The following is a 26,327-nucleotide window of genomic DNA, read 5'->3' on the forward strand; positions in this document are numbered from 1 at the left end:
GCCAGATTTCACGCAATATTATGTCCGAATGGGGCGTAATTTCGTAACGAATGGAATGGAGAACATCATGGCTGGGTCCTATGCGGAACTCGATGGCAAGATTTGGATGGATGGCACGCTGGTCGACTGGAAGGACGCGAATGTCCACCTGCTGACCCATGCAATGCACTATGCCAGCGCCGTTTTCGAGGGCGAGCGTGCCTATTCCGGCAAGATCTTCGAATCGCGCCGACATTCGGAGCGTCTGATCGCTTCGGGACGGGCGCTCGATATGGAAATCCCCTATTCGATCGACGAGATCGAGGCCGCGAAATACGAAACGATGAAAGCCAACGGGCTGGACGACGCTTATGTTCGTGTTCTGGCATGGCGCGGTGCGGGCGAGGATATGGGCGTCAGTTCAGCACGCAACCCGGTGCGGATGGCTGTCGCGACCTGGGCCTGGGGCAATTACTATGGTGACGCCAAGATGAAAGGCGCGAAGCTGGACATCGCGCGGTGGAAACGTCCCTCGCCCGAAACGGCACCATACACCGCCAAGGCCGCGGGCCTCTACATGATCTGTACGATGTCAAAGCATGCCGCAGAGGCGAAAGGCTGTTCGGATGCGATGATGTTCGACTATCGCGGCTATGTCGCCGAGGCGACGGGCGCGAACATTTTCTTCGTAAAGAACGGCGAGGTACATACGCCTGATCCTGACTGCTTCCTGAATGGAATCACGAGACAAACGGTGCTGGGGATGCTCCGCGACCGCGGAATCAAGGTCCACGAACGCCATATCATGCCCGAGGAGCTGGAGGGGTTCGAGCAGTGCTGGCTGACCGGTACCGCCGCCGAGGTCACGCCGGTGGGTCAGATCGGGGATTATAATTTCGAGGTGGGCGAACTGACCCGCGATATCGCGGAATCCTATGAAAAGCTGGTCCGAACCTGATACGGCGGACTGCATAACAAAAAGCGACCCCGTCCTGAAGGACGGGGTCGTGATGACCGGCAGGCGATTTGTGGAACCTATCTGCCTGTAGCTCCCTGATGCGGCGACTGGGTGGGGGCAATAGTTCGTCGCATCGGGGTGAGCTTTCGCTCCTACATGATCCGTTTTGAGAGTGTCGCGCGGCGGTTTGAGGGTGACGATGCGGTCATGGCCGGGTAATTTCAGGGCAGATATGTGACGAAGTTAACGTCTTCGCGTCCATCCGGCACAACGAAACCTTGCGCCGATGCCCGGCAAGGGCCACGTTTGACGCAATGAATGCGCCGACGCCGATCCATTCTCCGACCCACGACAATGTGCATTTTCAGCGCAGTGAACTGTCGGTGATCCTGTCGTTATACGGTCGGTTCGTCGCGGCGGGCGAATGGCGGGATTACGGCATATCCGCGCTGCGTGACGTGGCTGTCTTTTCGGTTTTTCGCCGCACCGCCGAACAACCGATGTTTCGCATCGAAAAGCGCCCGAAGATGGCGGCCAAGCAGGGTCTTTACTGTGTCATCGGGATGGATGGCCGTATTCTGCGACGCGGGTCGGACCTGAAAACTGTCCTGCGCGTGCTGGAACGCAAGCTGATCCGGTCGGTGAACTGACGAACGGTTCGCCCGACCGCATATCGTCAACTCCGCAATTCGGGCCGTCGTCGCATCACGATATCGCCGGTGCCGGCCTCCGCGCCGTCAGTATTCGCGGCGATCCGGTTGCGGGCCTGCACAAGCGGTTCATAGGCGACCGCCATGTGATGGGCATTGGCGTGCAGAAGGGTATTGGCGTCTGACATCAGACCGACGTGCCCGGACCAGAAGATCAGATCGCCGCGCTGCAATGGCTCCTCGGGGTGAAGTTCGCGCCCGACGCCGCGTTGCTGATCACTGTCGCGTGGACAGTCCAGACCGCAGGCCACGAGCGCCGCCTGCACCAGTCCCGAACAATCGATACCCCATCGCGACGAGCCCCCCCACAGATAGGGCGTGCCCAGAAACATGTCCGCCACGCCGACCGTGTCGGAAAACCGCGCGCGTAGCGGTTGCAGATGGCCGGTCGGAATGAAGTGTCCGGTCGAGATTTTCTTGAAGTCGCCAAGATCGGACGTCACCCGCACCTGGCTGCCGAAAAAGATCGCGACCTCGGGCGGCGCTTTGAGGCGGCCCTTGGGATACAGATGCGTGGCAGGGGCCGCGACCCAATGCGTCGCTGCTTCCTGCCGCGTCAGGGCACCGGAGATGACATAACCGCAATATCCGTCCCGCAGGCTCTGCCCGAAGGCAAAACCGTCACGTTCGTCGATCACCCGGAACGCTTCACCGAACAAAAGCTGACTGGAGCGCTCACCGCGAGGAGCGTCCGACAGGTTGACAAGCGGCTGCTGCACCGTGCGAACCGTACCTTTGACGTAGCGCGTCGCCTGGACCAGACCGCGCAGTTCGTGCGCGGCGGCGTGACCGTTGGCGGGCGTTATGCGGGGATCGTAGGCCGTCACAGCGACAGCACCTTGGGCAGTGCGTCGAAAATCGCCCGCGCGCCCATGCCGACGCCCCCCTTTGGACGTGCCGGGGCGGCCACGGGATTCCAGCCATAGATGTCGAAGTGTGCGAACCGCGGCGTGTTGCGCACGAACCGGTCAAGAAACAATGCCGCCGTGATGCTGCCCGCGAATCCGCCCGAGGGGGCGTTGTCCAGATCGGCGATGGCAGGCTCGATCATGTCGTCATAGGGCCGGTGGAACGGCATCCGCCAGAGCGGGTCGCGCACCCTGTGACCGGCGTGGTTCAGCGCCATCGCGAGCGCATCGTCATCAGTATAGAACGGCGCCAGATCAGGGCCGAGGGCCACCCGCGCCGCGCCCGTCAACGTCGCCATGCAGATCATCAGATCCGGTGGCGTCTCGTCCGCCAGCGCCAATGCATCGGCAAGCACCAGTCGGCCTTCGGCGTCGGTGTTGTTGATCTCGACCGTCAATCCATTGCGCGCGGTCAGCACGTCACCGGGCCGGAAAGCATTGCCTGCGACCGCATTCTCCACGGCCGGGATCAGGACGCGCAGCCGCAGGTTCTGCCCGGTCGCCATGATCATATGCGCCAGGCCCAGAACCGTCGCAGCCCCGCCCATGTCCTTCTTCATCAGTCCCATTGACGTGCCGGGCTTCAGGTTCAGCCCGCCCGTGTCGAAGCACACGCCCTTGCCGACCAGCGTGATCCGTGGACCGTCGTGGCCCCAGGTGATGTCGATCAGACGCGGGGCGCGGGTCGAGGCGCGCCCGACCGCGTGGATCATCGGCAGATTGTCGTCCAGAAGCGCGTCGCCCGTGGTCACCTTGATGTCGGCACCATGGGTCTGTGCCAGATTGCGACAGGCCGCCTCCAACTCGTCCGGGCCCATGTCGCTGGCGGGCGTGTTGATCAGATCGCGGGTCAGGCATTCGCCCGCGGCAATCGCCTCCAGACGGAGGGCGTCGACGCCCTTGGGGGCCTTCAGACGCGCGACTTCGACCTCATCGCCCTTGTAGCGGTCGAAGCTATAGGCGGACAGAAGCCACCCCAGTGCCGCCTCTTCGGTCTGGTTCGCCGTCAGATCGCCGTCCAGCGCATAGGTGCCTGATTTCAACGCCACAGCGGCCTTGGCGAACAGAAACCGGGTGCGCACCCGGTCCTTCGGCCCGCCCCAACCCAGCAGAACGCGGGCGATGGACATATCGGGTGCGGGCAGGCGCAGAATCTGACCCGCGGTTCCGATGAACCCATTGGCCCGGACCCAGTCGCGTACCGGCACATCCTGACTGGCGAGCCAGTCGTCGAAGCCCTGCGTGGTAACGGTGCGAACCGGAATGGCACGGGTATCGGGTGCGGCGAACGTGGGTGTCATGCAATCCTCGGCTGCGCGGTGCGGCGTCGGGCACGATAGCGGAGGCGTCACTCGCTGCAAGGTCTGCGGGAATCAACGGGCGGTGTGTTGTCCGAAAGTCAGGATAGCGATGATGTGTCAGGCGACAGTTGTGGGACAGGTGGCTGATTCAAGGGCCCATCCGGGATTGCCCTGCGGCTGGTTCAGACGTTGCAGGCGATTGATGCAGGCGGCAAAGGTGCGGGCGTCATCGCGGGCAAGGCAGTCCAGCACGGCCTTCGCGGCGCGCGATACCGTCGTCATGCCAATGCTGTCGGCGTAATGCGCCAGTTCAAAGCAGTGATGCGACAGGTCGGCGGTCTTGGCATGATCCCGTGTGATGGCGTCGATCAGGGTTTCCACATCGGCCAGCACCCCGGCGATGAAGCTTTCGGCGCGCGGTCCCATCCGGTCACACAGCGCGGCCAGTTTGCCCTGGTCGAAAGTCACGGCTTCGGTCGGGCGGAGGGTTGCGATGGTTGTTGTCATTGGTCTCGTTCCTTGGTCAGTCGCCCCCACGGCGTCTGTCTTATGGATGCTGGCGAAACCGGGCGAAACCGGGGCGGTCTTTCGGCCATCCGAGGTAGAAATCGCTCGAATTGTACGGGTGGACAGGGTTAGAAGCCTCCAGTCGTCAAGGAGAGAGCCATGCGAAAGACCCGTCCCCTTCCCGGATCGCTTATCCAGCGCTATCACGGCTGGAAGGCCACGACCTTTGCCGAAAACGCCGCGTGGTATCGCCGTCTGGGCACCGAGGGCCAGCGCCCGCGCGTCATGGTCATCAGTTGTTGCGACAGCCGTGTGCATGTCACGTCGATCTTCGGGGCTGAACAGGGCGAGTTCTTCATTCACCGCAATATCGCGAATCTGGTGCCGCCCTACGAACCGGACGGGTTGCGGCACGGCACGTCGGCGGCCATCGAATACGCGGTGACATCGCTCAAGGTGGCGCAGATTATCATATTGGGGCATTCGCAGTGCGGCGGAGTGCAGGGCTGCGAGGCGATGTGTTCCGGCCACGCCCCCGAGTTGGAGGACCCCGCCAGCTTCGTCGGTCGCTGGATGGATCTGCTGCGTCCCGGCTGGGAAGAAGTGCGCGGCATCGCCGATGAACGGGAGCGGCTGGAGGCCTTGGAAAAGCGCGCCGTGCTGACGTCAATCGACAACCTGATGACGTTTCCCTTTGTGTCCGCTGCGGTCGACCGGGGGGATCTGGCGCTGCACGGCCTCTGGAACGATATCGTGGAAGGCACGCTGGAGTACTACGACGCGGCGACCGACCGTTTCATATCGATTTGAAGGGTTTGTCAGGATTGTCAGACACGATTGATTGAACCGCCGTTCAGTATTCGGATCTGATTGTATGAAGTACTCTCCCTTCCTCTCGACGCCAATCTGACGCCGCCCGTCATCTTCCATTTGCGCTTGGCCCGTTCGCGGGGCCGGGCCGTTCCAACCGGTCATTCCCGAAATAGTGGAATAGTGTCGGTCGCCTGTTCGGTGCAGGCTGAAAATATTACGCATTGCTCTATGCGGCTTTCGCCGTGCTCGGGCGGCATATCGGCGCTGTGTTGGTGACCGATTGCGAAGTCTCGCGGGCGGAGCGGTTCTGACGCCGCCCGCAAGTCGAACTCTCCCGTCAGGGCTGCCAGTTCAGCGTTTCGCCTTCCGGCCATTCCAGCGTCACGCCGACAGTGACCTCGACTTCCTCTCTGGCGGGGACGTCCAGATTCCACTGTGCCACCCCTCGTTTGTCCTCGACATTGCGTTCGTCGGGATCTGGGCGGGTGCTGACGTCGACCTGCAGGTCTTCCTCCTCGGAATAGGGCAGGGCGAAACGGGTCTCGACTACTTCTGTCGCGTCCGACAGGTTGCGGACGCGGAACACCATATCCTGCTGACGTGTACCGGAGGTAAAGATAAGCCCCCGATCGCCGGTCTCGTTTTCCAGCCGCACGAACTCCAGCCGCAGGTGCTGTTGAGGTCCGAATGCAAGCTCGACTTCATCGCCCGCAGGCATCAGAGGCAAGAACGATTCTCCAATGCGCGCCCCGTCCCGAAACAGGGCCGCGGGTCCCGGCAAGAGCGGCTCGCCCGTGGTGTTGGTGACCTCGGCCATCAGGAACGCCGTCTCATCGGTCCGCGGGCTGGCGCGGTTGAAGACCCGCGCGTCGAGCGACTGCGTATCCAGCGTCAGCGTCACACTGCCGCCGGTCGAGGGCAGGCTGACCGCTGTGGGATAATCGTAGGTCACCACGGGGCCGTCGAAATTGGCCTTGGCGAAGACAGGTTCCGACGCGGGGGCAGCCATGGAAATCTCTGCGCCAGCGTCCATTTCCTGCGGAGCCGTCTCAAGAGATCGTCTGACCTGCAACTCCGCCTCCAGCTTCGCCAGACTTGCCTGGTTCGGAAACACCTCCTGCGGGGCGGTCTGGGCGAAGGGATCGGCGGTCGAGAGCGACAGCGCGACGTCGACCAGCGGCAGGCCGGTGCCCTGCCAGACCTCGACCTTGCGCTCCAGCGTCACACTATCGTCCGCTTCCAACGTTGCATCGTATCGCGTGCCCCATCCGGCTTGCGGTGTGAAGGTCTCCATCGTCAGGCCAACCGTCCCGGCCTCGGCGACCGTGACCCCGATGACCAGCAACGATATCTTGCCCAGTTGCGCCCCTGTCGCGTCCATGTCGATCCTGGCCTGCGCCAAGATCAGACCGGCATCGCGCACGGCGCGGTCTGCCGCGCGAAGGGCGGCTTGGGCAGCGGCACGCGCGACTTCGGCCTCTTGCACCCGCTCGCCCAGCACATCCAGTGTCGCAAGCATTGCTCCGGCATCCAGCACGTCCAGGCCGCTCCCGGTAATCGAGCGCAGGAAGGCCAGTTGATCCTCTGCCGTCTTCACTGCGGCTGCGGCACGCATGCGGGCGTCCTCGACCAGACCGGCCGCCTCCTGCGCGGTCACCCAGATGTCATAGGCGGCCTGCTGCGGTGGCGTCAGGAACCGGCGACCGTCCGTGATGGCACCGGGCAGCGTCTCGACCGTGCCCAGCGAAGCCCCCGTCAGGTCGATGTTCGGCAGGCCATTGGCGGAGCGCCCGACGGGAACCAGCAAACGGTGTTCGCCCGCAGGCAGGTCGATCTGGCCGGTTCGGACCAGCAAGGCCCCCTGCAGATAAACCTCTGCTTCAGTTACCGGCGCGGGCAGGGGGAACTCCTCGGCCCAGACGGCAAGTGGCAGGGTCAGAAAGGTCGTGATGAATAACGTGCGGCGCATGAAACAGCCCTCGAAATTGAATCCGGGGGCCAGTGTCGCTTGGCGGACTGGAACTGTCAGCCCTAGAAATGCACTCAGTGCTTCCTGAGCATCCGTTGGCCCAGCGTTTCCGCAATCTGAACGGCATTCAACGCGGCACCCTTGCGCAGATTGTCGGACACCACCCACAGGTTCAAGCCGTTGTCGATCGTGCTGTCCTGCCGGATGCGGCTGACAAAAGTGGCGAAATCGCCGACGCATTCGACGGGCGTGACATAGCCCCCGTCCTCGCGCTTGTCGACGACCAGAACGCCGGGGGCATTGCTCAGGATCTCGCGCGCTTCGTCCTCGTCGAGGAAATCCTCGAACTCGATGTTGATCGCCTCCGAATGGCCGACGAACACCGGCACACGGACGCAGGTGGCGGTGACCTTGATCGACTTGTCGATGATCTTCTTGGTCTCGGCGACCATCTTCCATTCTTCCTTGGTCGATCCGTCTTCCATGAAGCTGTCGATATGCGGAATCACGTTGAAGGCGATCTGCTTGGTGAATTTGCTGGCGGGCTTGTTGTCGACCGGATTGTAGATCGACTTGGTCTGATCCCACAGCTCGTCCATGCCATCTTTCCCGGCACCGGAGACGGACTGATACGTCGATACGACAACCCGCTTGATCCGGGCGCGGTCGTGCAGCGGCTTGAGCGCGACGACCATCTGCGCGGTCGAACAATTCGGGTTCGCGATGATGTTCTTCTTGGCGTAGCCGTCCACCGCCTCGGGGTTCACCTCCGGCACGACCAGCGGCACGTCCGCGTCGTAGCGGTAGAGCGAGGAGTTATCGATCACCACGCAACCGGCCTTGGCGGCGCGGGGCGCGTGGATCTTGGTGGCGTCCGACCCGATGGCAAAGAACGCGATGTCCCAGCCGGTGAAGTCGAATTGCTCCAAATCCTTTGTTTTCAAGGTCTTGTCGCCAAAGCTCACATCCGTTCCCATCGACCGGCGCGATGCAAGCACCGTGATCTCGTCTACGGGGAACTGACGCTCGGCCAGGATGTTCAGCATTTCGCGACCCACGTTCCCCGTGGCGCCGGCGACGACGACCTTGTAACCCATCTGATCTGTCCTTTGGTTGACGGGCGGGGCCTATACCCGTGGACCTGTCGCGTAAAGGCAAGGGCGCAATACGATCCGTGATGCGTGGCATTCGGATCGCTCTAGTTCGTGTTGTCCGGTGCAAAGGCATAGACGATGCTCCCTGCCAGCAACGCCAGCGCGAACGCCCCGAACAATGTCTGATATCCGGCCACGCCGCCGCCCGCCGCCGTGAACAGAGGCCCCGTCGCAAACTGCATCACGCCGACGCCGCCAATGGAAAACAGGTTCAGAAGCGTCACGCCGCGCCCCACCAGATGCGGTGGAAAAAAGGCCCGACCATGTGCCACGCAAAGCGCGTAGCTGGACCCAAGGAAGCCGACAGCCGCCAGCAGAGCCGTCGCCGCCACCAACCCTGGAACCGGCATCCACCACAGAACGCCCAGGATCGCGGTTCCGGCCAGATTTCCTGCCAGCACGACGTATTTGCGTGTCCCGAATATCCGGTCGGCGGGGCCATAGGCAAAATTGCCGGCAATCATCGCCAGTCCCATCACCAGCGTCACGCTGCCCACATATCCCGCGCCATAGCTGTCCGCGACATAGGGCCCGGCCCATAACCCGCGAAGGCCGGCCGCCGGGGCATAATTCACCAACAGCATCGGTAGAATCGCCCAGATCGCCGGGATTTTCAGCACGTCCAGCAGCGATCCGCGCTTGCCCCCTTCGACCGTTTCGGGGTCGCGCACCAGTATCAGGCAACCGAGCGCAGTCGCCGCGGTCAAAACGGCCAATATCGTCATCGCGCCGCGCCAGCCTACTATCTCTGCCGCCCAGCTCAGCGGCACAGATGCCGCGATATTGCCCAGCGACCCGACCCCGATCAGCACGCCCGCCAATGTTGCAAAGACCGCGGGCCGAAACGTGCGTGCGAAGATATAGTAGCTGGCCATCAGGACCGGTGCGCAGCCCACACCGATCAGAGCCATTGCAAGATCGATCTGCCACCCGGCACTGGCGACCGCGAACAGGAGCGCGCCGCCGCCACCCGCTACGCCCAGCAACAGGGCCGCTGTCCGGCGTGGTCCGACGTGGTCCAGCGCCCAGCCGATCGGCAGTTGCATCGCGGCGAAGGCCAGAAACCAGATGCCCGATGCGCGGCTCAGATCGGCGGGTGTGACATTCAGATCGGCGGTCAGATCAGGTGCAAGAACGGCAAGGAAAGCGCGATAGAATTGGCTCAGCACATAGGCAAGCGTGAGGATTGCAATGCCAGACTTCATGTAGTGTCCCCCCGTTTTGCCCGCCGTCGCATGTCCGCCCGCTTCAGCGCAAGTGAGATCGCTGTCCAGCCGGTCGCAGATCAATTGCAATAGCCGATGCGCCACATTCCGGAATCTTCAGGGCGGAGACCGGGCCGCGACCTTGCCCGAACACGCGAACGCGCGTTAGGTCGCGCCCTGATCTTCGTCGAAAGGCCCGGCCCTTGCCCTCAACCGTCCATCCTTTCGTCCGCCTGTGGCGAGGTTATCTGCGGCGTCACCTCTGGTGGATCCTGTTCGGTGCCTTGCTGATGACGGTCGAAGGCGGCACGGTCGGTGTTCTGGCATGGATGCTGGAGCCGATGTTCGACCTTGTCTTCGTCGAAGGGCGTGCCAATGCGGTGGTCTGGGTCGGCGTGGCGATCCTTGCCCTGTTCATCGTGCGCGGCATGGCAGGCGTTGCGCAGCGAGTTGTGATGTCCAGGGTCGCCTACCTAGCGTCGTCCCTCATGCAACAGGATCTGCTGCGTCACGTCCTGCGTCTGGATGCGGCATATTTCAGCAGACATTCCCCCGGTCAGCTGATCGAGCGGGTTCAGGGCGACGTGCAGGCCATCCAGACGATGTGGATACAGATGATCACCGGCGTCGGGCGCGATGCCATGGCCCTGATCTCCCTGATGATCGTGGCGATCTCGGTCGATCCGGTCTGGACCGCCGTTGCCATTGTCGGCGCGCCGCTTCTGATTGCGCCAAGTCTGATCCTGCAACGCTATATCCGCCGCAAGGCTTTTCGCCTGCGCGACATCGCCGGGCGGCGCACGACGCGGTTGGACGAGATTTTTCACGGCATTACCCCCATCAGGCTGAATGCCATGGAAAGCTATCAGGAGGAACGATTTCGCCTGGCCACCGAAGATATGGTGCGCGCCGTGATCCGCACGCAGGCCGGGCAGGCGACCGTGCCCGCGCTGGTGGACTTCGCGATCGGGTTCGGATTCTTTGCCGTCCTTCTGTACGGTGGGCCGCAGATCATTGCGGGCGAAAAAACGGTGGGCGAGTTCATGTCGTTCTTCACCGCCATGTCGCTGGCGTTTCAGCCCATGCGTCGCCTGGCGAATACGGCGGGGGCCTGGCAGACGATGAATGCCTCGCTGGAACGGATTTATAGCCTGCACGACACGGTGCCGACGATCATCGACCCGGTGACGCCTGCCGCCGCGCGTCCCGAGACAACCGAGATCGTCTTCGACGGGGTGACGCTGGCCTATGGCGACAACCCTGTCCTGCGCGGCGTGGATTTTACCGTGCCGGAAGGCACGACGACGGCGCTTGTTGGCCTTTCGGGGGCGGGAAAATCTACCATATTCAACGTATTGACCCGTATGGTCGATCCTGAATCCGGGGTGGTCACCATTGGCGGGCACAAGATTCAGGATTATGCCCTGCGCGACCTGCGCGGCCTGTTCTCGGTCGTGTCGCAGGACACGCTGCTGTTCGATGAGACGCTGCGGGAAAACCTTCTGCTGGGGCGCGGCGACCTGTCCGAATCCCGGTTGCAGGATGCGTTGAAGGCGGCACATGTGACGGAATTCGTGTCGGAATTGCCGGCTGGCCTCGATACTCCTGCCGGGCCGCGCGGGTCGAACCTGTCGGGCGGTCAGCGGCAGCGTGTGGCGATCGCGCGGGCGTTGCTGCGCGATACACCGATCCTTTTGCTGGACGAGGCGACGAGTGCGCTGGATACCAAGTCGGAGCGGCTTGTGCAGGATGCGCTGAACCATCTGTCACAGCGCAGGACGACACTGGTGATCGCCCACCGGTTGTCGACGATCCGCGAGGCGGATCAGATACTTGTGCTGGACAAAGGCCGTGTGGCCGAGCGTGGCACGCATGATGAACTGCTGGCGCAGGGGGGGCTGTATACGCAGTTGCATTCCATGCAGTTCGGCACCGATCAGACCTGAAGCGCGCGGGCTTTCATTGCGGTGTAGAATGGCAATGCGGCCTCGAGCAGATCATCGCGGTCGACGGTCGGCAGGGGATCTTCGGGGCCTGCGAACCCTGTCGACGCGTGAGCTGCGTTGTACCAGTGCGAGGCCCAGATTCCGTCGGCGGAATGCCCGCCTCCCGACCAGCTCAGCATAGCGGGATCGAAGGAAATTCCCACTTCGGAACAGAGCTTTGCCAGCATCTTCGCCGGGTCTTCCCGGAGGTCCGCGGTGTCGATGACAAGCCCTCCGACGCGATCGTAAAGCGAGGCCTGGGCGGCGAATGCGATGTCCGATTCCGAGATGTCGTCGCGCTTGGCACCGTAGCTCGCGATGACGCGGGCCGGGTGGCGGATCAGGTGCAGGTGGACGGCTCCCTCGGTCCAGTCGAGGGGGAAATCGGGCAGCATATGGTGGGCCATATGCTTCTGATAGGAATGTATTTTCGGTGGCTTGCGGCACAGGGTGGCAACTGCCGCCGGGTCGGTCGGCTGGCTGGCCAGAATGGCATCGCGCATCGGGTGGTCGAGGCCGGTGGCGGCGAGGTAGGCGGCGTAGAACGGCTCGTCCATGACTTCGAAATCGGGGCGGTTTCCGAAGGCATACATCATCGCGGTAGAGAGGTTCCGGGGCCCGGACCAGGCGAGAATTTTCATGGCGGATCCCGTGGGTGAGGAAGGGGTGATCTGCGGGTGATCCACGTCTGACGTCACTGGGCGCACCGTCAAGGGCAAATTAGGGGAGGACGGTGCGGGAAAAGAATATTCCGTCCGGCCTGTGAGGTGTGAGATGTGATGAAGTGGGGTGCCCGCTGCGCGGACAAAACTGCCGTTCGCGTTCAGCGTCGAAACGGACCAATTGCAAAGGCAAAGGTCAAGAAACCAAGAAGTGCCGCCCCGGGGATCAGGCCCAGCATCCAATTGAATCCGAGAAATGCAAAGGTCATGGCCCCTGCACCAGCACCAACAACCGCCCCTATCAATCCAACGCATAACCTAAAGAACCAATCCTTTAGTTGCCAAACAAACATCTGAACCACCTCGGTTTTGATGTCAGCCTTTGTTGCTCCGCGGTTGTTCAACAGCCACGCCTTCAGTTTGGCGCCGTCAGGGTCGTTGTTGGGTGCCTTGTTTTGTTCCATCATGCCTGATTGAACTTCAAATTAGATGAAAACAAGGCGATCCTTTGTCGTCACAACGGGCTCTGCGCGGACGTCCAAGCTACAACTCTACCCCGCATATCGCGCCGCCGTCAGCCCGTCGAAATCAATCTCGGGCGTCTTGCCCAGAACGACATCCGCCACCGCGCGGCCCGAGCCGCAGGCCATCGTCCAGCCCAATGTGCCGTGTCCGGTGTTCAGGAACAGATTGTCGTATTGCGACGGCCCGAGAACCGGCGTGCCGTCGGGGGTCATCGGGCGCAGGCCGGTCCAGCCCTCCGCCCGGCTGAGATCACCGCCCTTGGGGAAGAGATCGCCGATGACATGGCGCACGGTGTCGGTGGCATGCGGGCCTAGCCGGTTGGAGTAGCCCGCGATCTCGGCGGTGCCCGCGACGCGGATGCGGTCGCCCAGCCGAGTGATCGCGACCTTGTGGGTCTCGTCCATGATGGTGGACTGCGGAGCGAAGGCGTCGTCGGTGACGGGCAGGGTCACGGAGTAGCCCTTGACCGGATAGACGGGGAGCTTCACGCCGATGGGGTTCAGCAGGCGCGGCCCGAAACTGCCCAGCGCGCAGACATAGGCATCGCCGGTGATGCGCCCGGCGATTTCGGTATCGACGCCCGCGATCTTGCCGTTCTCGACCGCAATGGCGCGGATCGATTGGCCGTACTGGAATTCGACGCCCATCTCGGCACATTTTTCGGCCAGCGCGACGGTGAACATCGCGCAATCGCCGGTGCGGTCGGCAGTCAGGCGCAACCCGCCGACGAATTTGTCACGGGTCTCAGACAGGGCCGGTTCGACGGCGATGCAGGCGTCGCGTCCGAGAATTTCGAAGGGGCTGTCGTATTCGGTGAGGATGTCCTGATCGGCCTGGCTGCCGCGCATCTGTTTCGCGGTGCGGAAGAGTTGCAGCGTGCCCTGTTCGCGGCCCTCGTAGTCGATGCCGGTTTCCGCGATCAACTCGGGCATCACGTCGCGGGAATAGTTCGAGATGCGGACCATGCGGCCCTTGTTGATGCGGTAGCTTTCCGCGTTGCAGTTGCGGATCATCTGCCAGCTCCACGACCACATGGTCGGGCTGATCAGCGGCCAGATGAACAGCGGGCGGCGCTTCATGAACATCCATTTGACTGCCTTGACCGGAATGCCCGGCGCGGCCCAGGGCGAGGTCATGCCGTAGCTGAGCTCGCCCGCGTTGGCATAACTCGTCTCCATCCCCGGCCCGGTCTGGCGGTCGAGGACGGTGACCTCCGCGCCGCCCTTGGCGAGGTAGTAGGCGGTCGTGACGCCGATCACGCCCGCACCCATGACGATGACTTTCATGACAGGCTGTCCCCTTGGCCGTGTTTGGGCGCAGCATGGGGGGTGTGGGGCGCGGCGGCAAGGTGGGATGGTGGTGGTTTAGCTTGCAGGTAGGATTGGTGGGTCAGGTCGGTAAGATTTTCCTACAAAGTTCGACCTTGCTGGGCTTGCGCCGAAGACCGCTCTTCTACCGGGCGCAGCGGCGTTGCGGAGAAAATCCGCGCCAGACGTGTTCTTTTGAACGGCCAGTGTGGAGGCCCATCCACGGATCCCGGCGCAAACTCGCGCGCCGGGACGTGCTTCATAGTCGCCTGATTGGACGAATGTTTCAGCCAAGAAGACTGATGGCGTGGAGGACTAGCGCAAGGGCCGCAATTTTATCGGCACGCGAAAAGCTACCCCACCACATGCGCAGTGACTGCATGTCGATTTCCTATCAAATTTTCAGGGGGCGGGGTCTGAGCCCGTGCGTGCTGTATGAGAGCTTTCGACCTCTAAATAGCCATCAACATTGCCGTTTTCAAGACACAAGGTATCCGCGCCGTCATAAAACCTGTTTAAAACCAAAAAGACTTTCTGAAGGTCTTGCTTAAAGTTAACTAGCGGCGATTCGCGGCATTGTTGAATTACCGAAAAATGGGCCCTAATTGGCCGAACGTGGGGCTATCCGACAGGATCACCTTGGCAGCCCTCACGACGTGACAAGCGCCTTGTACAGCCCGCGCAGCCGCTCGGTCACCGGTCCCAGATCGCCCGTCCCGATGACGCGACCGTCGATCATGCCGACGGGGGTTTGCGCGCCGAAGGTGCCGGTCAGGAAGGCCTCGTCGGCGCCGTAGGTGTCCACCAACGAAAAATTGCGCTCCCGCACCGGGATGTCGTTCGCGCGGCACAGGTCGATGACCTTTTGGCGTGTGATGCCGTTCATGCAGTAGTCGCCCGTGCTGGTCCAGACTTCGCCGCGGCGGACGATGAAGAAGTTGCAGGCGTTGGTGGTGTTCACGAAGCCATGCACGTCGAGCATCAGCGCCTCGTCCGCGCCGGCCTTTTCGGCGGCGATGCAGGCGAGGATGCAGTTGAGTTTCGAGTGCGAGTTGAGTTTCGGGTCCTGCGTCATCGGCAGGCCACGGATATGGGGCACGGTGGCCAGCGTGACGGGGCGCGGGATTTTCGGGCGCGAGTGTTCCATGATGATGACCATGGTCGGCCCCTGGGTCGACAGGCGCGGATGCTGGAACGGCAGGCGTTTGACGCCGCGCGTGACCATCAGGCGGGCATGGGCGTCGGTGGTGAAGCCGTTGGCGGCGCGGGTGTCCTCGATTGCCGCGATGACCTGCGTCGGGGTCATGCCGATGTCGAGGTCGATGGCCTTGGCCGCGTCAAACAGGCGGGCGATGTGTTCGTCGATGAACGTCCAGCGCCCGTCGTAGAGGCGCAGCCCCTCCCACACGCCGTCGCCCAGCATGAAGCCGCTGTCGTAGACGCTGACGGTGGCCTCGGCGCGCGGTTTCAGCTTGCCGTTCACCCAGATCAGGATCGCGGCATTGCGGATATCGTCTTCGGCATCGTGGGTGCTGATCTTCGTGTCTGTCATGGGCGAAACGGTGCCGTCACGGGCCTGTGAATTGCAAGGGGGGTAGCGCGCATTGGAAGGTGGTCGTGAACGACGGAGAAAGTCCATGAGTGTGCGACATGAAATTCGACTGACCTTGCTGGCAATCGCGATTCTTGTCGGATTGGCGGTGGAAAAGATGGAACGGCACGACGTCGCGGAATGCCAGGTCTGCGGCGCGCGGATCGAGGCCCTTTAGAAGGCCACCGATCGCGCCGCGTCGCCCAGGATCATCTGCGCGATGATGATGCCGAGGAGAAAGACCAGCGGTGCCAGGTCGAGCGCACCGGTTGCAGGCAGAATGTTGCGGATGCGCGAATAGACCGGTTCGAGAATGCGGTTCAGCCCGTCCCAGAGCTGTCCGACGATGGGCTGATTCATGTTCAGCACGCCGAAATTGATCAGCCATGACATGATTATGTGCGCCACGGCGAACCACCACGCGACGTTCAGCAGCAGCAGCAGGATGTTGATGAGCGTCAGCATTGTGTCGGGCCTTTTCAGTGAAGTGCCCCCGATCTAAGGGCACGGGCCAGTCGGCGCAAGCTGACGCAGGGTTCGGGTTGACGCAAATCGGATCGGGGTAAAGACGGCGGGCATGTATCCGTTTCTCCGCCTCGCCTGGCAAATGGCGCGCGCCCGTCGCGCGACGCCGATGGGCGTGATGGACACGCAGGTGACGCATCATCTGTGCCTGCCGTGGGATCTGGATGGTTTCATGGAGCTGAACAACGGACGCACCCTGACGCTCTATGATCTGGGTCGGTTTACCTCCGGGCAGCGTATCGGCCTTCTGGCGGCTTTGCGGCGGCGGAAGTGGGGGTTGGCGGTTGCAGGAGTGAGCGTGCGTTATCGCCGCCGGGTCACGATGTTCCAGCGGATCGAGATGCGGACGCGGATCGTGGGATGGGACGAACGGTTCTTCTATATCGTTCAGTCGATGTGGGTGGCGGGCGAATGTACGTCGCAGGCTCTGCTGCGGACGGCGGTGGTAGCGAAAGGCCGGTCCGTGCCCACGGGTGACGTTGCGGCGGAATTGAACGTCGACACGGTGTCGCCTGACTTGCCCGCATGGGTCGCAGCCTGGATTGAAGCGGAGGGGACGCGCCCCTGGCCGCCGGAGGGCGTTTTGCCGGAAGGTCACGTGCCGCCGTCGATCTGACCCAAGTGTGCCACACCGCTGTTGCGCCGGTCTGATTTCCCGCCCAAGGTTCGCCGGTCGGCCTTGGGGAGAAGTCATGACAGACATCGCGCTTCGGCGCCGGGTGCGCGGCTGGATGATGTTCGACTTCGCATCGCAGCCCTACAACACCCTGCTGCTGACCTTCATCTTCAGCCCCTATTTCGCAAGCGCCGTGATGGACGATCCGGTCGCCGCGCAATCGGTCTTCGGACTGACGGTCGGGCTGGCGGGCTTTGTCATGGCGATTAGCGCGCCGGTTCTGGGAGCGATGGCCGACGCGTCGGGGCGGCATCTGATGTGGATCAAGATATTCTCGGTCCTGTATGTCGCGGGTGCGGCCAGCCTGTGGTTCGCTGTGCCGGGGGCGGATACGGTCTGGCCCATCCTGCTGGTCTTCGGCATCGGCCTGATCGGGATGGAATTCGCGACGATCTTCACCAACGCCATGCTGCCGACGCTGGGTCCGCGCGATGAGATCGGACGGATATCCGGATCGGGCTGGGCGCTGGGATACGTCGGCGGGGTGATCGCGCTGATCGCGATGCTGACGCTGTTCGCGGAAAATGCGCAGGGCGTGACCCTGATCGGCATCGCGCCGATCTTCGGACTGGACGCCGCCCTGCGTGAAGGCACGCGGTTCGTCGGGCCGTTCACTGCGCTCTGGTACATTGTCTTCATGGTGCCGTTCTTCCTGTGGGTGAAGCCGGTGCGCCGGGTGGCCCCCACGCTTGTGCCGGTCGGTGCGGCCCTGCGTCGGCTGGCGACGACGCTCCGGTCGCTGCCGCAAAGGCCCGGCTTCGCAGCCTATCTGGGATCGTCGATGATGTATCGCGACGCCCTCAACGGGCTTTATACATTCGGCGGCATCTATACCGCCGGGGTGCTGGGCTGGACGGTGGTCGATATCGGGGTCTTCGGCATCCTGGCGGCCGTCACCGGCGCGATCTTCGCATGGCTGGGGGGGCGGGCCGACCGGGCACGGGGGCCGAAGCCGGTGATCGTGACCTGCGTGGCGATCCTGACTCTGGTGTCGCTGTTGGTGATCACTGTGACGCCGGGCACCGTTCTGTTGATCCCGGTGGCCGAGGGTTCGGCGCTGCCCGACATCGCGTTCTATGTTCTGGGCGCGGTGATCGGCGCGGCAGGGGGGGCGTTGCAGGCGTCCAGCCGGACGATGCTGGTGCGGCTGGTGGTCGTGGATCACGTGACCGAGGGGTTTGGATTATATGCGCTGGCGGGCAAGGCGACGGCTTTCATCGCGCCGCTGTCGATCGGATTCGTGACTTATATCTCCGGCAGTCAACAGATCGGAATCCTGCCGATCGTCGGTCTGTTCATAATCGGTCTGGTCCTGCTAATCTGGGTCAAACCCGAAGGAGAGGTCGCGCCATGATACGCCGGTTCCCCGTCACGTTTCTTGCCATCTGTCTGGCCCTTGCCACTGCCCCGGCCGCCCATGCGCAGCTGGCCAAGATGGAATTCAGCGGTGTGCGAGGGCCGTCCTTCCAGTCGCCGGAGCCGTTCGGCGGGTATTCGCGCGGGTGCGCCGCCGGTAATGTCGCCCTGCCCGAGACCGGCGAAAGCTGGCAGGCGATGCGCCTGTCGCGCAACCGCAACTGGGGACAGCCGGAGTTGGTGGACATGGTGCAGGACCTGGGCCGCTACATGAAGCGTATCGGCTGGGGCGGCATCTATGTCGGCGACATGAGCCAGCCGCGCGGCGGCCCGATGCTGTCGGCACACCGCAGTCACCAGATCGGGCTGGATGCGGATATCTGGCTGTATCCGGCGACGGACATGACCCTGTCGCGCCGTCAGCGCGAGAATTTGTCTGCCGTATCCATGCAACGCGCCGGGGGCGCCTTCGTCAATTCGAACTGGTCGCGGGGGCAGCACGAACTGGTCAAGCGCGCGGCGCAGGACCCGCGCACGGCCCGGATTTTCATCTTTCCGGGTGCCAAGGTCCAGATGTGCAACGACGAGACGGGCGACCGGTCATGGCTGCGCAAGGTGCGTCCCTGGTATGGACATCATGAGCATATCCACGTTCGCATAAGTTGTCCCGACGGAGCGCGCGGTTGTGAAAATCAGGCCCCGCCGCCGCCCGGCGATGGCTGTGCCGAGGCGCAGTCCTGGGTGGACGATATTCTGAACCCGTCGCCGCCGGACCCGAATGCCCCTGCCGCGACCCCGCGCCCGGAGTTGAGGCTGGCCGATCTGCCCCGGCAATGTGCCTCGGTCCTGTCGTCACGCTGAACGAAGGGCGGATGCAATCATGAATATTCTGCGTCTTGCAACGCTGTTGGCAGCGATCGCCACTGTACCCGCGTCCGCCGCGACGTTTCTGGGCAATTACGTCTGGAGACCGGACTTCGACGGTGCCGGGGGGTATTCCGCGATCTGGCTGGACCCGGAAGGCCCCGGTGTCCTGCTTTTGTCGGACAGGGGCCATTGGGTGCGCGGCACGGTCACGCGCAACGCGGCGGGCGCGATTTCCGACATGACGATCAGGGATCGCGGGCCGCTTTTGCGATCGACCGGCGACGACCTGAAGGCCGACGAGACGGATGCCGAGGCCGTGGCCTTCGCCGATGGCGCGTTCTACGTCGCCTACGAAGGCATGCACCGCGTCATGCGGCACGACGATATCGCGGCACCGCCGTCGCGAATGGTGCAGGCGGGCGCCTTCGAAGGGTTGCAGACCAATTCGGGGCTGGAGGCATTGGCGGCGGATGCGGCGGGAAACCTCTATGCGATCCCGGAACGGTCCGGGGTGCTGACCCGACCGTTTCCGGTGTTTCGCTTCGACGGCGACGTGTGGACACAACCGTTCGACCTGCGCCGGGATGGTCGGTTTCTGGTGTCGGGTGCCGATGTCGGGCCGGATGGGCGCCTATATGTTCTGGAACGCGACTTCGCGGTGTTGGGCTTTCGCACCCGCGTCCGAAGTTTCGACCTGACAGGTCAGGACGAGCGGCTGGAATTGCAGACCGGCATCGGCACACATGACAATCTGGAGGGCATAGACGTCTGGCGCGATGCCGAGGGGCGAATGCGGGTGACGATGATTTCCGACGACAACCTCAGGCCCCTCATCCAGCGAACGGAGTTCGTCGACTACCTGTTGGACTAGGGGCGATGCCGCCGCTGCGCGGTTCCCCCAGGATCATGTGTAAGGTATTGCCACCCTTCTCGCCTTTGCGAGGATTGGGCGGTCGGTTTTTCGGATCGCCATCCGCAAGCTGGTGACGGGCGCGGGGCCCGGACTATTCAGCGGTGCCATTCGCGGCGGGTGCGGGGGTGGGGCCAGTCCTTCAGCAGCGCGAGCGCGTCCTCGGCGGTATCGACGAAGCGGAACAGCTCCAGATCGTCGGGACCGATGGTGCCTGCCTCCTGCAGCGCGTCCCAGTTTATGATGCTGCGCCAGAAGCTTTCGCCGAACAGCAGGAACGGCACGCGCTCCATCCGTCCGGTCTGGATCAGGGTCAGCGCTTCGAACAATTCGTCCAGCGTGCCGAAGCCTCCGGGAAATACGCAGATCGCGGCAGCGCGCACCAGGAAGTGCATCTTGCGGATCGCGAAATAGTGGAAGTTGAACGACAGGTCGGGCGTGACGAATTCGTTCGGGGCCTGCTCGTGAGGCAGCACGATGTTGAGACCGATGCTGCGCCCGCCGGCATCCATCGCGCCGCGGTTTCCCGCCTCCATCACGCCGGGGCCGCCGCCGGTGACGATGACATTTTCGCGCCCGCCCGATGTCGCCATGGATTGTTCGGTGACCAGCCGGGCGAAAGCACGGGCTTCGTCGTATTGCGCGGTCAGGTCGCGCAGGGTCTGGGTGCGGGCGTCGGCCCGGTTCTCGGGGCGCGGAATGCGCGCACCGCCGAACAGCACGACAGTCGAGGTGATTTCCGCCTCGTCCATCAGGAGCGCGGGCTTGAGCAGTTCAAGTTGCAGGCGGACGGGACGCAATTCTTCTCGGCACAGGAAATCCTCGTCCACGAAGGCCAGACGATAGGCCGGATTGCGGGTCTGGGGCGTGTCGGGGACGGTACGGGCAGTCTGCCGGTCTTCACGTGCATGAGGCAGGGGATGTTGGCGATGGGCGTCGGTCATGGGTCGTCCTTGCATCCGGAGGTTCGGGGCGGTGTAACAGGCCGAACGGGGAGGCGCGACATGGATTGGCAGAGCGAGATCGAAGATGCGCGGAGGCGGATTGCCGGGCATGCGCGCGTGACACCTGTGGCGCGACTGGAACCGGGCGGGTTCGACGTCGCGGTGAAGCTGGAACAGATGCAGCATACCGGCAGCTTCAAGGTGCGGGGCGCGTTCAACACGCTGCTGTCGGTCGATGTGCCGTCCGCCGGGGTCGTGGCGGCGTCGGGCGGCAATCACGGGGCGGCGGTGGCATTCGCGGCGAGGCGATTGGGGCACCCGGCGCATATTTTCGTGCCCGACGTGGCGGGCGCGGCCAAGATCGGGTTGATCGAACGGGCGGGGGCGACATGCCACGTCATCCCCGGTCTGTATGCCGATGCGCTGGAGGCGGCGCAGGCGCATGAAGCTGCGACCGGCGCGATGCAGATTCATGCGTATGACTCCGTTCCGACGGTGGCGGGGCAAGGCACCTGTTTCGCGGAATGGGAGGAGCAGGGGCTGGACGCGGACACCGTGCTGATCGCGGTCGGTGGTGGCGGATTGGTTGCCGGGGCGCTGGCGTGGTTCGGCGGGCGGCGGCGCATCGTGGCGGTGGAGCCGGAACAGTCGCGGGCGCTGAATGCGGCCCTGACAGCGGGCGCGCCGGTCGATGTGGAAGTGTCGGGCGTTGCGGCCAATGCGCTGGGCGCGCGGCGGATCGGAGACATCTGTTTCGATCTGGCGCGGGAAGCCGACAGCGTGACGGTCCCGGATGCGGCCATCACGGAGGCGCAGGCGATGCTTTGGCGCGAGGCACGGCAATGGGTCGAACCGGCGGGGGCCTGTGCGCTGGCGGCGTTGGTCAGCGGGGCTTACACCCCTGAGCCGGGTGAGCGTGTGGCGGTCCTGATCTGTGGCGCGAATCCTGCGCCCGACCCGGTGGACGCCCTCAGAACCGGCTGAGGATCAGGCCGCCCGCGACCATCAGCAGGGCCAGCACCCGCGTCGGCGTGATTGCGTGGACGGGGGCGGCAAAGGCCCCGATCGCGTCGAGAACAAGTGCTGCCGACAATTGTCCCAGCAGGAGTGCCGCGAAGGCCGTCAGGATACCGATGGTGGGCACGGACCACAGCATCGACCACACAACCACCGTGCCCAGCAGCCCGCCGGCCCAGTACATCGGCGACACCGACATGGCCCGCGTAAGCGCGCGCCCCTCGCCCAACACGAAGCTCAGCACCAACAGCGCCGCGAAGCCGACGCCGAAACTGATCGTTGCCGCCGCCACGCCGCCGCCGATGCCCTTACCGAGGGCCGCGTTGAGCGGTGCCTGAATGGCAAAGCCCACACCGGCGACGAAAACCACGAGGATCGGAATGAAAAATGCGGGGGACAGGGTCTGCATCGAAAGCTCCTGGGACGGGGCGGGATTGCCCCGGCAAGGGGTGGGCGATATGCACGCCGCAGTCAATTGATGCCAACTCATGCCGCCAAACCGAAGGGCCCCCCGATGTCGAACGAACACCTCGAGTCCGCGATCGAAGCCGCCTGGGAGGAACGCGACCAGATTACGCCGCAGACAACCGGTGAGACCCGCGATGCGATCGAGGCGACGCTGGATGCGTTGGACAGCGGCAAGCTGCGGGTGGCCGAGAAGCAAGGCGCGGATTGGCACGTCAACCAGTGGGCCAAGAAGGCGGTTCTTCTGGGGTTCCGCCTGAAGGATATGGAATTGCAAACCGGCGGGCCGCAGGGGGGCAGCTGGTGGGACAAGGTCGACAGCAAGTTTAACGGCTGGAACGCCGCCAAGTGGGAATCGGCGGGCTTTCGCGCCGTGCCCAGCTGCATCGTGCGGCGGTCGGCCTATATCGCGCCGGGCGTGGTGCTGATGCCGTCGTTCGTGAACCTTGGGGCCTATGTCGACAGCGGCACGATGGTCGACACCTGGGCCACGGTCGGCTCCTGCGCGCAGATTGGCAAGAACGTACATCTGTCCGGCGGCGTCGGCATCGGGGGCGTGCTGGAGCCGATGCAGGCCGGGCCGACAATCATCGAGGACAATTGCTTCATCGGGGCGCGGTCGGAAGTCGTCGAAGGCTGTATCGTGCGCGAAGGTTCGGTACTGGGAATGGGCGTGTTCATCGGCAAGTCCACCAAGATCGTCGACCGGGAGACGGGCGAGTTCACCTATGGCGAAGTGCCCGCCGGGTCGGTGGTCGTCGCGGGTTCGATGCCATCGAAGAATGGCGTGAACCTGTACTGTGCTGTTATCGTCAAGAAGGTGGATGCGCAGACGCGGTCCAAGACGTCGATCAACGAGCTGTTGCGCGACTGAATAGATCGGGGCGGCATCGGGTCAGGACGGGTCGAGGCCGTCTTTCTTGATGGCCGCCTGTTCCAGCGCGTCCATGTAGGCACGGGCGGAGGATGTCCGGCCGAGGCCTTTCCACAACCCCCTGCGCCAGGCCCTGCGGGCCGAGACCGGCGACCATTGCAGCCGTGCACCCGCCAGCCAGTCGCGCAGTGCGGGCGGCAGGGCGTCGTATTCGGCCATCAGGCGGCGACGGTCGCGGGCCTGAGCCTGCGTGCCAGCGGACGTGGTGGCGGGCGGAATGGCAGGTGGCGGTGTCGGGCGCGGTGACATGGTGCAGAGATGGGTTGCCAGAGGTGACCTGTCAAATAGCCTCGTAAGAGGCGGTCGGGAACCAGTTGGGCGCGGGCGGCGTTTCCTTCTGACGCACACAACCACAAAAAGGGGGCCGTATCATGGGTCTTGGGATTATCGCATCGATCATCGTTGGCGGTCTGGCTGGCTGGATCGCCAGCATGATCATGAAGGCCGATACCGGTCTGTTCATGAATATTATTCTGGGTATCGTCGGGGCCGTGGTCCTGAACTTTATCCTGGGCTTGATGGGCATCTACGCCGCAAACAGCTGGATTCCGCAGTTGTTCGTCGGAATCATCGGTGCCAGCATCCTGATCTACGGGGTCCGCGCCGTCCGAAGCTGACGCCACGTCTGTCATTGTCGAACGCCGTCCCCTGGGGCGGCGTTTTACGTTTCCGGTCCGGTTGACAAGGCCGGTGCCGCGACGGACACCGAACCCCATGTCCGAGAAGAAACCCAAACGCCCGCATTTCGTCTATACCCTGCTGGTCGAGGTCGGTCGCAAGACCGGCGATGGCCTGCCCGACGGTGCCACGGGGGCCGCCCTGATGTGTTACGCCAGTGGCGTGGACGAGGATGAGGCGGTGCGCGAGACGGTTGCCGTACTGAAGACCGCAGACCTGAACGTGCTGGAGGTGACCGGATATGGGTCGCTTGAGGACCGGGAGGGCGAAGGCCACGACATCGAAGTCGACGAGCGCAAGATGATGGCACGTGCCCTGCGCGAGAATTCGGTCGTGGTGGCGCAGACGACGGTGTTCCGCGAGGGCGACGAGAATGATGACGAGGACGAGGACGACGACGCATGATCGACCCCGTTGACCTGACGGCCCGGCTGGTCCGCTGCCCCTCGGTCACGCCCGACGAAGGCGGCGCGCTGGTCCTGCTGCAGACGCTGCTGTCGGATGCCGGGTTTGCCTGCACCCGCGTCGACCGGGGCGAGACTTCCAACCTTTATGCGCGCTGGGGCGACAAGGCGCATGCGCGGACTTTCGGGTTCAACGGTCATACCGACGTCGTGCCGGTCGGTGACCTGGCGGCCTGGACGAAAGACCCGTTCGGGGCCGAAATCGAGGAGGGCTGGCTCTACGGACGCGGCGCGACGGATATGAAATCAGGCGTCGCGGCCTTTGCCGCCGCCGCCGTGGATTTCGTGACCGACACGCCGCCCGACGGGGCCGTCGTTCTGGCCATCACCGGCGACGAGGAGGGCGATGCGACCGACGGGACGGTTGCCCTGCTGGACTGGATGGAGGCCGAGGGCGAGCGGCTGGACGTCTGTTTGGTAGGCGAGCCCACCTGCCCCGACTACATGGGTCAGATGATGAAGATCGGGCGGCGCGGGTCCATGACCGCATGGTTCACGTTTCGCGGCACCCAAGGACATGCCGCCTATCCGCACAAGGCGCTGAACCCGCTGCCCGCGATGGCGCGGCTGATGGCCGATCTTTCCGAACATGAACTGGACAGCGGGACCGGGCATTTCGATGCCTCGACCCTGGCGGTGGTGACGATGGATGTGGGGAACGCGGCCACGAATGTGATCCCGGCGGAGGGTCGCGCGACAGTCAACATCCGCTTCAACGACGCGCATACCGGGACCGGCATCACGAATTGGCTGCGCGCCGAGGCGGACCGGATGGCGCATGAGACCGGCATTGCGATCGACATGCGCGTCAAGATCTCGGGCGAGTCGTTTCTGACACCGCCGGGGCCGCTGTCGGATCTGGTGGCAAAGGCCGTTCAGGTCGAGACCAACCGCACGCCGGAGTTATCGACCACGGGTGGCACATCGGACGCGCGTTTCGTCAAGGATCACTGTCCGGTGGTGGAATTCGGACTGGTCGGCCATCGGATGCACGCCGTCGACGAGCGGGTGCGGGTCGAGCAGATCGAACAGTTGAAGGCGATCTATCTGCGGGTGCTGCAGGATTACTTCGCCTGATGTCGGACGGTGCGGTCGTCGGGCCTCGGGCGGGAATATTTCCGCAGCCAAGACGTATTCAGGCAGCTTTGGCGGCTTGGTCGGGGCGCAGGAAAACCGGTCGGTCCGGGGCCGATCGGTCGGGTTGATAGACATAGCCGCCAGTCGTGAAACCGCGCAGGTCCGCGGGATCGGTCAGGCGGTTGTCGACCACGAAACGCGCCATCGCGCCGCGTGCCTGTTTGGCGAAGAAGCTTATCATCTTCGGGCCGCCGGGTTTGTCTTCAAGGAAGCTGGGCGTGACGACCGGCAACGCAAGGGTTCCAGTCCGGACCGCGCCGAAATATTCCTGACTGGCGCAGTTGAGCAGGTGCGTTGCGCCGCTTTCCGCCGCATCGTCGTTCAGGACAGTAGCGATTCGGTCACCCCAGAAGGCGTAAAGGTCCTTTCCGCGGCGCGTCGCCAGCCGACTGCCCATTTCCAGACGATACGGTTTCAGCGCGTCGAGCGGGCGCAGCAGGCCATACAGGCCGGACAGAATGCGCAGATGCGTCTGGGCGTGGCGCAGGGCGTCGTCCGTCAGGGTTGCGGCGTCAAACCCGGTATAGGTATCGCCGTCAAAGGCGAAGATCGCGGGCTTTTCGGGTGCGATGTCCCAGTCGCGGAAACGGTCGCGGTTCAGACGGGCAAGCTTTTCCGAAATACTCATCAGGTCCTGCAGGTCCCTGATCCCCTTCCGGCGCGCGGTTCGTACCAGACTTGACGTCTCCTCGGGGAACCGCGGCGGCGTCGGGGCGATATCGACCGGATCGAAATCGAGGGATTTAGCGGGGGAGAGGACAGTCAGCATTGGCGGAGTTT

General features: G+C 63.6%; 29 protein-coding genes. 14 read left to right on the forward strand and 15 right to left on the reverse strand.

Annotated elements, in window-relative coordinates; all coding sequences use genetic code 11:
• The first annotated feature begins 67 nt into the window (after positions 1–67).
• Both AC13C2_RS17180 and AC13C2_RS17185 read left to right on the forward strand, forming a co-directional pair.
• Positions 68–937: a branched-chain amino acid aminotransferase gene (locus AC13C2_RS17180; protein WP_092761054.1), complete on the forward strand. Its 870-nt coding sequence runs from the start codon at positions 68–70 to the stop codon at positions 935–937.
• A 314-nt stretch (positions 938–1,251) separates the two neighbouring features.
• Positions 1,252–1,587 carry a DUF2794 domain-containing protein gene (locus AC13C2_RS17185; RefSeq protein ID WP_092759051.1) on the forward strand — a complete coding sequence of 112 codons (336 nt, stop codon included), beginning with the start codon at positions 1,252–1,254 and terminating at the stop codon, positions 1,585–1,587.
• 26 nt (positions 1,588–1,613) lie between these two features.
• On the opposite strand, the gene AC13C2_RS17190 is transcribed toward AC13C2_RS17185, so the two are convergent.
• The 3 genes from AC13C2_RS17190 to AC13C2_RS17200 all read right to left on the reverse strand — a co-directional run bounded on the left by AC13C2_RS17190 (position 1,614) and on the right by AC13C2_RS17200 (position 4,363).
• Entirely contained in the window at positions 1,614–2,474 is an 861-nt protein-coding gene (locus AC13C2_RS17190) for a C40 family peptidase (protein WP_092759049.1), read from the reverse strand.
• Positions 2,471–3,856, reverse strand: coding sequence for a leucyl aminopeptidase family protein (locus AC13C2_RS17195; RefSeq protein WP_482887571.1), 1,386 nt, complete (start codon positions 3,854–3,856; stop codon positions 2,471–2,473). The genes AC13C2_RS17190 and AC13C2_RS17195 overlap by 4 nt, the downstream gene beginning before the upstream one ends.
• Positions 3,857–3,973: 117 nt before the next feature.
• Positions 3,974–4,363 (reverse strand): hypothetical protein, encoded by a 390-nt coding sequence (locus AC13C2_RS17200; RefSeq protein WP_339641558.1) that lies wholly within the window; start codon positions 4,361–4,363, stop codon positions 3,974–3,976.
• A gap of 159 nt (positions 4,364–4,522) precedes the next feature.
• Between AC13C2_RS17200 and AC13C2_RS17205 the strand changes: the two genes are divergently transcribed.
• Positions 4,523–5,173 (forward strand): carbonic anhydrase, encoded by a 651-nt coding sequence (locus tag AC13C2_RS17205; protein ID WP_339641560.1) that lies wholly within the window; start codon positions 4,523–4,525, stop codon positions 5,171–5,173.
• A gap of 340 nt (positions 5,174–5,513) precedes the next feature.
• On the opposite strand, the gene AC13C2_RS17210 is transcribed toward AC13C2_RS17205, so the two are convergent.
• The 3 genes from AC13C2_RS17210 to AC13C2_RS17220 all read right to left on the reverse strand — a co-directional run bounded on the left by AC13C2_RS17210 (position 5,514) and on the right by AC13C2_RS17220 (position 9,504).
• A complete protein-coding gene (locus tag AC13C2_RS17210) occupies positions 5,514–7,145 on the reverse strand; it encodes a mucoidy inhibitor MuiA family protein (RefSeq protein ID WP_482887572.1) in 1,632 nt (543 codons plus the stop codon).
• 74 nt (positions 7,146–7,219) lie between these two features.
• Complete coding sequence (locus tag AC13C2_RS17215; protein WP_482887573.1) at positions 7,220–8,242, reverse strand: aspartate-semialdehyde dehydrogenase; 1,023 nt, start codon at positions 8,240–8,242, stop codon at positions 7,220–7,222.
• A gap of 101 nt (positions 8,243–8,343) precedes the next feature.
• Positions 8,344–9,504: an MFS transporter gene (locus AC13C2_RS17220; protein ID WP_339641566.1), complete on the reverse strand. Its 1,161-nt coding sequence runs from the start codon at positions 9,502–9,504 to the stop codon at positions 8,344–8,346.
• A gap of 203 nt (positions 9,505–9,707) precedes the next feature.
• Here AC13C2_RS17220 and AC13C2_RS17225 point away from each other — a divergent pair, with 203 nt between their 5' ends.
• Positions 9,708–11,450 (forward strand): ABC transporter ATP-binding protein, encoded by a 1,743-nt coding sequence (locus AC13C2_RS17225; protein WP_482887574.1) that lies wholly within the window; start codon positions 9,708–9,710, stop codon positions 11,448–11,450.
• On the opposite strand, the gene AC13C2_RS17230 is transcribed toward AC13C2_RS17225, so the two are convergent.
• From AC13C2_RS17230 to AC13C2_RS17245, 4 genes are all read right to left on the reverse strand, one after another.
• Positions 11,441–12,130, reverse strand: a complete 690-nt coding sequence (locus AC13C2_RS17230; protein WP_482887575.1) for a sulfotransferase-like domain-containing protein — start codon at positions 12,128–12,130, stop codon at positions 11,441–11,443. The two genes, AC13C2_RS17225 and AC13C2_RS17230, sit on opposite strands and share 10 nt — an antisense overlap.
• Positions 12,131–12,312: 182 nt before the next feature.
• Positions 12,313–12,618: a hypothetical protein gene (locus AC13C2_RS17235; protein WP_482887576.1), complete on the reverse strand. Its 306-nt coding sequence runs from the start codon at positions 12,616–12,618 to the stop codon at positions 12,313–12,315.
• 84 nt (positions 12,619–12,702) lie between these two features.
• The gene (locus AC13C2_RS17240; protein ID WP_482887577.1) at positions 12,703–13,962 is read right to left on the reverse strand and encodes a D-amino acid dehydrogenase; all 1,260 of its coding nucleotides are present in this window, start codon (positions 13,960–13,962) and stop codon (positions 12,703–12,705) included.
• Between the two features lie 670 nt (positions 13,963–14,632).
• Positions 14,633–15,535, reverse strand: a complete 903-nt coding sequence (locus AC13C2_RS17245; protein WP_482887578.1) for a D-amino acid aminotransferase — start codon at positions 15,533–15,535, stop codon at positions 14,633–14,635.
• An 85-nt stretch (positions 15,536–15,620) separates the two neighbouring features.
• Between AC13C2_RS17245 and AC13C2_RS17250 the strand changes: the two genes are divergently transcribed.
• On the forward strand, positions 15,621–15,752 hold the full coding sequence (locus tag AC13C2_RS17250) for a hypothetical protein (RefSeq protein ID WP_339646560.1): 132 nt from the start codon (positions 15,621–15,623) through the stop codon (positions 15,750–15,752).
• On the opposite strand, the gene AC13C2_RS17255 is transcribed toward AC13C2_RS17250, so the two are convergent.
• Positions 15,749–16,039: a YggT family protein gene (locus AC13C2_RS17255; RefSeq protein WP_339646563.1), complete on the reverse strand. Its 291-nt coding sequence runs from the start codon at positions 16,037–16,039 to the stop codon at positions 15,749–15,751. The genes AC13C2_RS17250 and AC13C2_RS17255 overlap by 4 nt on opposite strands.
• A gap of 112 nt (positions 16,040–16,151) precedes the next feature.
• On the opposite strand from AC13C2_RS17255, the gene AC13C2_RS17260 reads away from it, so the two are divergent.
• From AC13C2_RS17260 to AC13C2_RS17275, 4 genes are read left to right on the forward strand one after another with little or no spacing between them, the layout of a single operon-like run.
• Entirely contained in the window at positions 16,152–16,715 is a 564-nt protein-coding gene (locus AC13C2_RS17260) for an acyl-CoA thioesterase (RefSeq protein ID WP_092759024.1), read from the forward strand.
• A gap of 34 nt (positions 16,716–16,749) precedes the next feature.
• Positions 16,750–18,129: an MFS transporter gene (locus AC13C2_RS17265; protein WP_482887620.1), complete on the forward strand. Its 1,380-nt coding sequence runs from the start codon at positions 16,750–16,752 to the stop codon at positions 18,127–18,129.
• Positions 18,126–18,992 (forward strand): penicillin-insensitive murein endopeptidase, encoded by an 867-nt coding sequence (gene mepA / locus AC13C2_RS17270; RefSeq protein WP_092759020.1) that lies wholly within the window; start codon positions 18,126–18,128, stop codon positions 18,990–18,992. The genes AC13C2_RS17265 and mepA overlap by 4 nt, the downstream gene beginning before the upstream one ends.
• A 19-nt stretch (positions 18,993–19,011) precedes the next feature.
• Positions 19,012–19,869 carry an esterase-like activity of phytase family protein gene (locus tag AC13C2_RS17275; RefSeq protein WP_245737464.1) on the forward strand — a complete coding sequence of 286 codons (858 nt, stop codon included), beginning with the start codon at positions 19,012–19,014 and terminating at the stop codon, positions 19,867–19,869.
• 137 nt (positions 19,870–20,006) lie between these two features.
• Here AC13C2_RS17275 and AC13C2_RS17280 read toward each other — a convergent pair whose 3' ends face one another.
• Positions 20,007–20,852: an LOG family protein gene (locus tag AC13C2_RS17280; protein ID WP_092759018.1), complete on the reverse strand. Its 846-nt coding sequence runs from the start codon at positions 20,850–20,852 to the stop codon at positions 20,007–20,009.
• 60 nt (positions 20,853–20,912) lie between these two features.
• Between AC13C2_RS17280 and AC13C2_RS17285 the strand changes: the two genes are divergently transcribed.
• A complete protein-coding gene (locus AC13C2_RS17285) occupies positions 20,913–21,836 on the forward strand; it encodes a threonine/serine dehydratase (RefSeq protein WP_092759016.1) in 924 nt (307 codons plus the stop codon).
• Here the strand turns inward: AC13C2_RS17285 and AC13C2_RS17290 are convergent.
• Positions 21,823–22,278, reverse strand: a complete 456-nt coding sequence (locus tag AC13C2_RS17290; RefSeq protein WP_482887579.1) for a DMT family transporter — start codon at positions 22,276–22,278, stop codon at positions 21,823–21,825. The two genes, AC13C2_RS17285 and AC13C2_RS17290, sit on opposite strands and share 14 nt — an antisense overlap.
• A 105-nt stretch (positions 22,279–22,383) precedes the next feature.
• Between AC13C2_RS17290 and dapD the strand changes: the two genes are divergently transcribed.
• The gene (dapD, locus tag AC13C2_RS17295) at positions 22,384–23,208 is read left to right on the forward strand and encodes a 2,3,4,5-tetrahydropyridine-2,6-dicarboxylate N-succinyltransferase (protein ID WP_092759012.1); all 825 of its coding nucleotides are present in this window, start codon (positions 22,384–22,386) and stop codon (positions 23,206–23,208) included.
• 21 nt (positions 23,209–23,229) lie between these two features.
• Here dapD and AC13C2_RS17300 read toward each other — a convergent pair whose 3' ends face one another.
• On the reverse strand, positions 23,230–23,517 hold the full coding sequence (locus AC13C2_RS17300) for a DUF6525 family protein (RefSeq protein WP_092759010.1): 288 nt from the start codon (positions 23,515–23,517) through the stop codon (positions 23,230–23,232).
• Positions 23,518–23,639: 122 nt separating this feature from the next.
• Here AC13C2_RS17300 and AC13C2_RS17305 point away from each other — a divergent pair, with 122 nt between their 5' ends.
• The 3 genes from AC13C2_RS17305 (at position 23,640) to dapE (ending at position 25,487) form a co-directional block, all read left to right on the forward strand.
• Positions 23,640–23,885, forward strand: a complete 246-nt coding sequence (locus AC13C2_RS17305; RefSeq protein ID WP_092759008.1) for a GlsB/YeaQ/YmgE family stress response membrane protein — start codon at positions 23,640–23,642, stop codon at positions 23,883–23,885.
• A 97-nt stretch (positions 23,886–23,982) separates the two neighbouring features.
• Entirely contained in the window at positions 23,983–24,351 is a 369-nt protein-coding gene (locus AC13C2_RS17310) for a hypothetical protein (protein WP_424338295.1), read from the forward strand.
• Positions 24,348–25,487, forward strand: a complete 1,140-nt coding sequence (dapE, locus tag AC13C2_RS17315) for a succinyl-diaminopimelate desuccinylase (protein ID WP_482887580.1) — start codon at positions 24,348–24,350, stop codon at positions 25,485–25,487. The genes AC13C2_RS17310 and dapE overlap by 4 nt, the downstream gene beginning before the upstream one ends.
• A 58-nt stretch (positions 25,488–25,545) precedes the next feature.
• On the opposite strand, the gene yaaA is transcribed toward dapE, so the two are convergent.
• Positions 25,546–26,316, reverse strand: a complete 771-nt coding sequence (yaaA, locus tag AC13C2_RS17320; protein ID WP_424338297.1) for a peroxide stress protein YaaA — start codon at positions 26,314–26,316, stop codon at positions 25,546–25,548.
• Positions 26,317–26,327 lie beyond the last annotated feature (11 nt).

The organism is Jannaschia sp. L-14R, assembly GCF_056857695.1.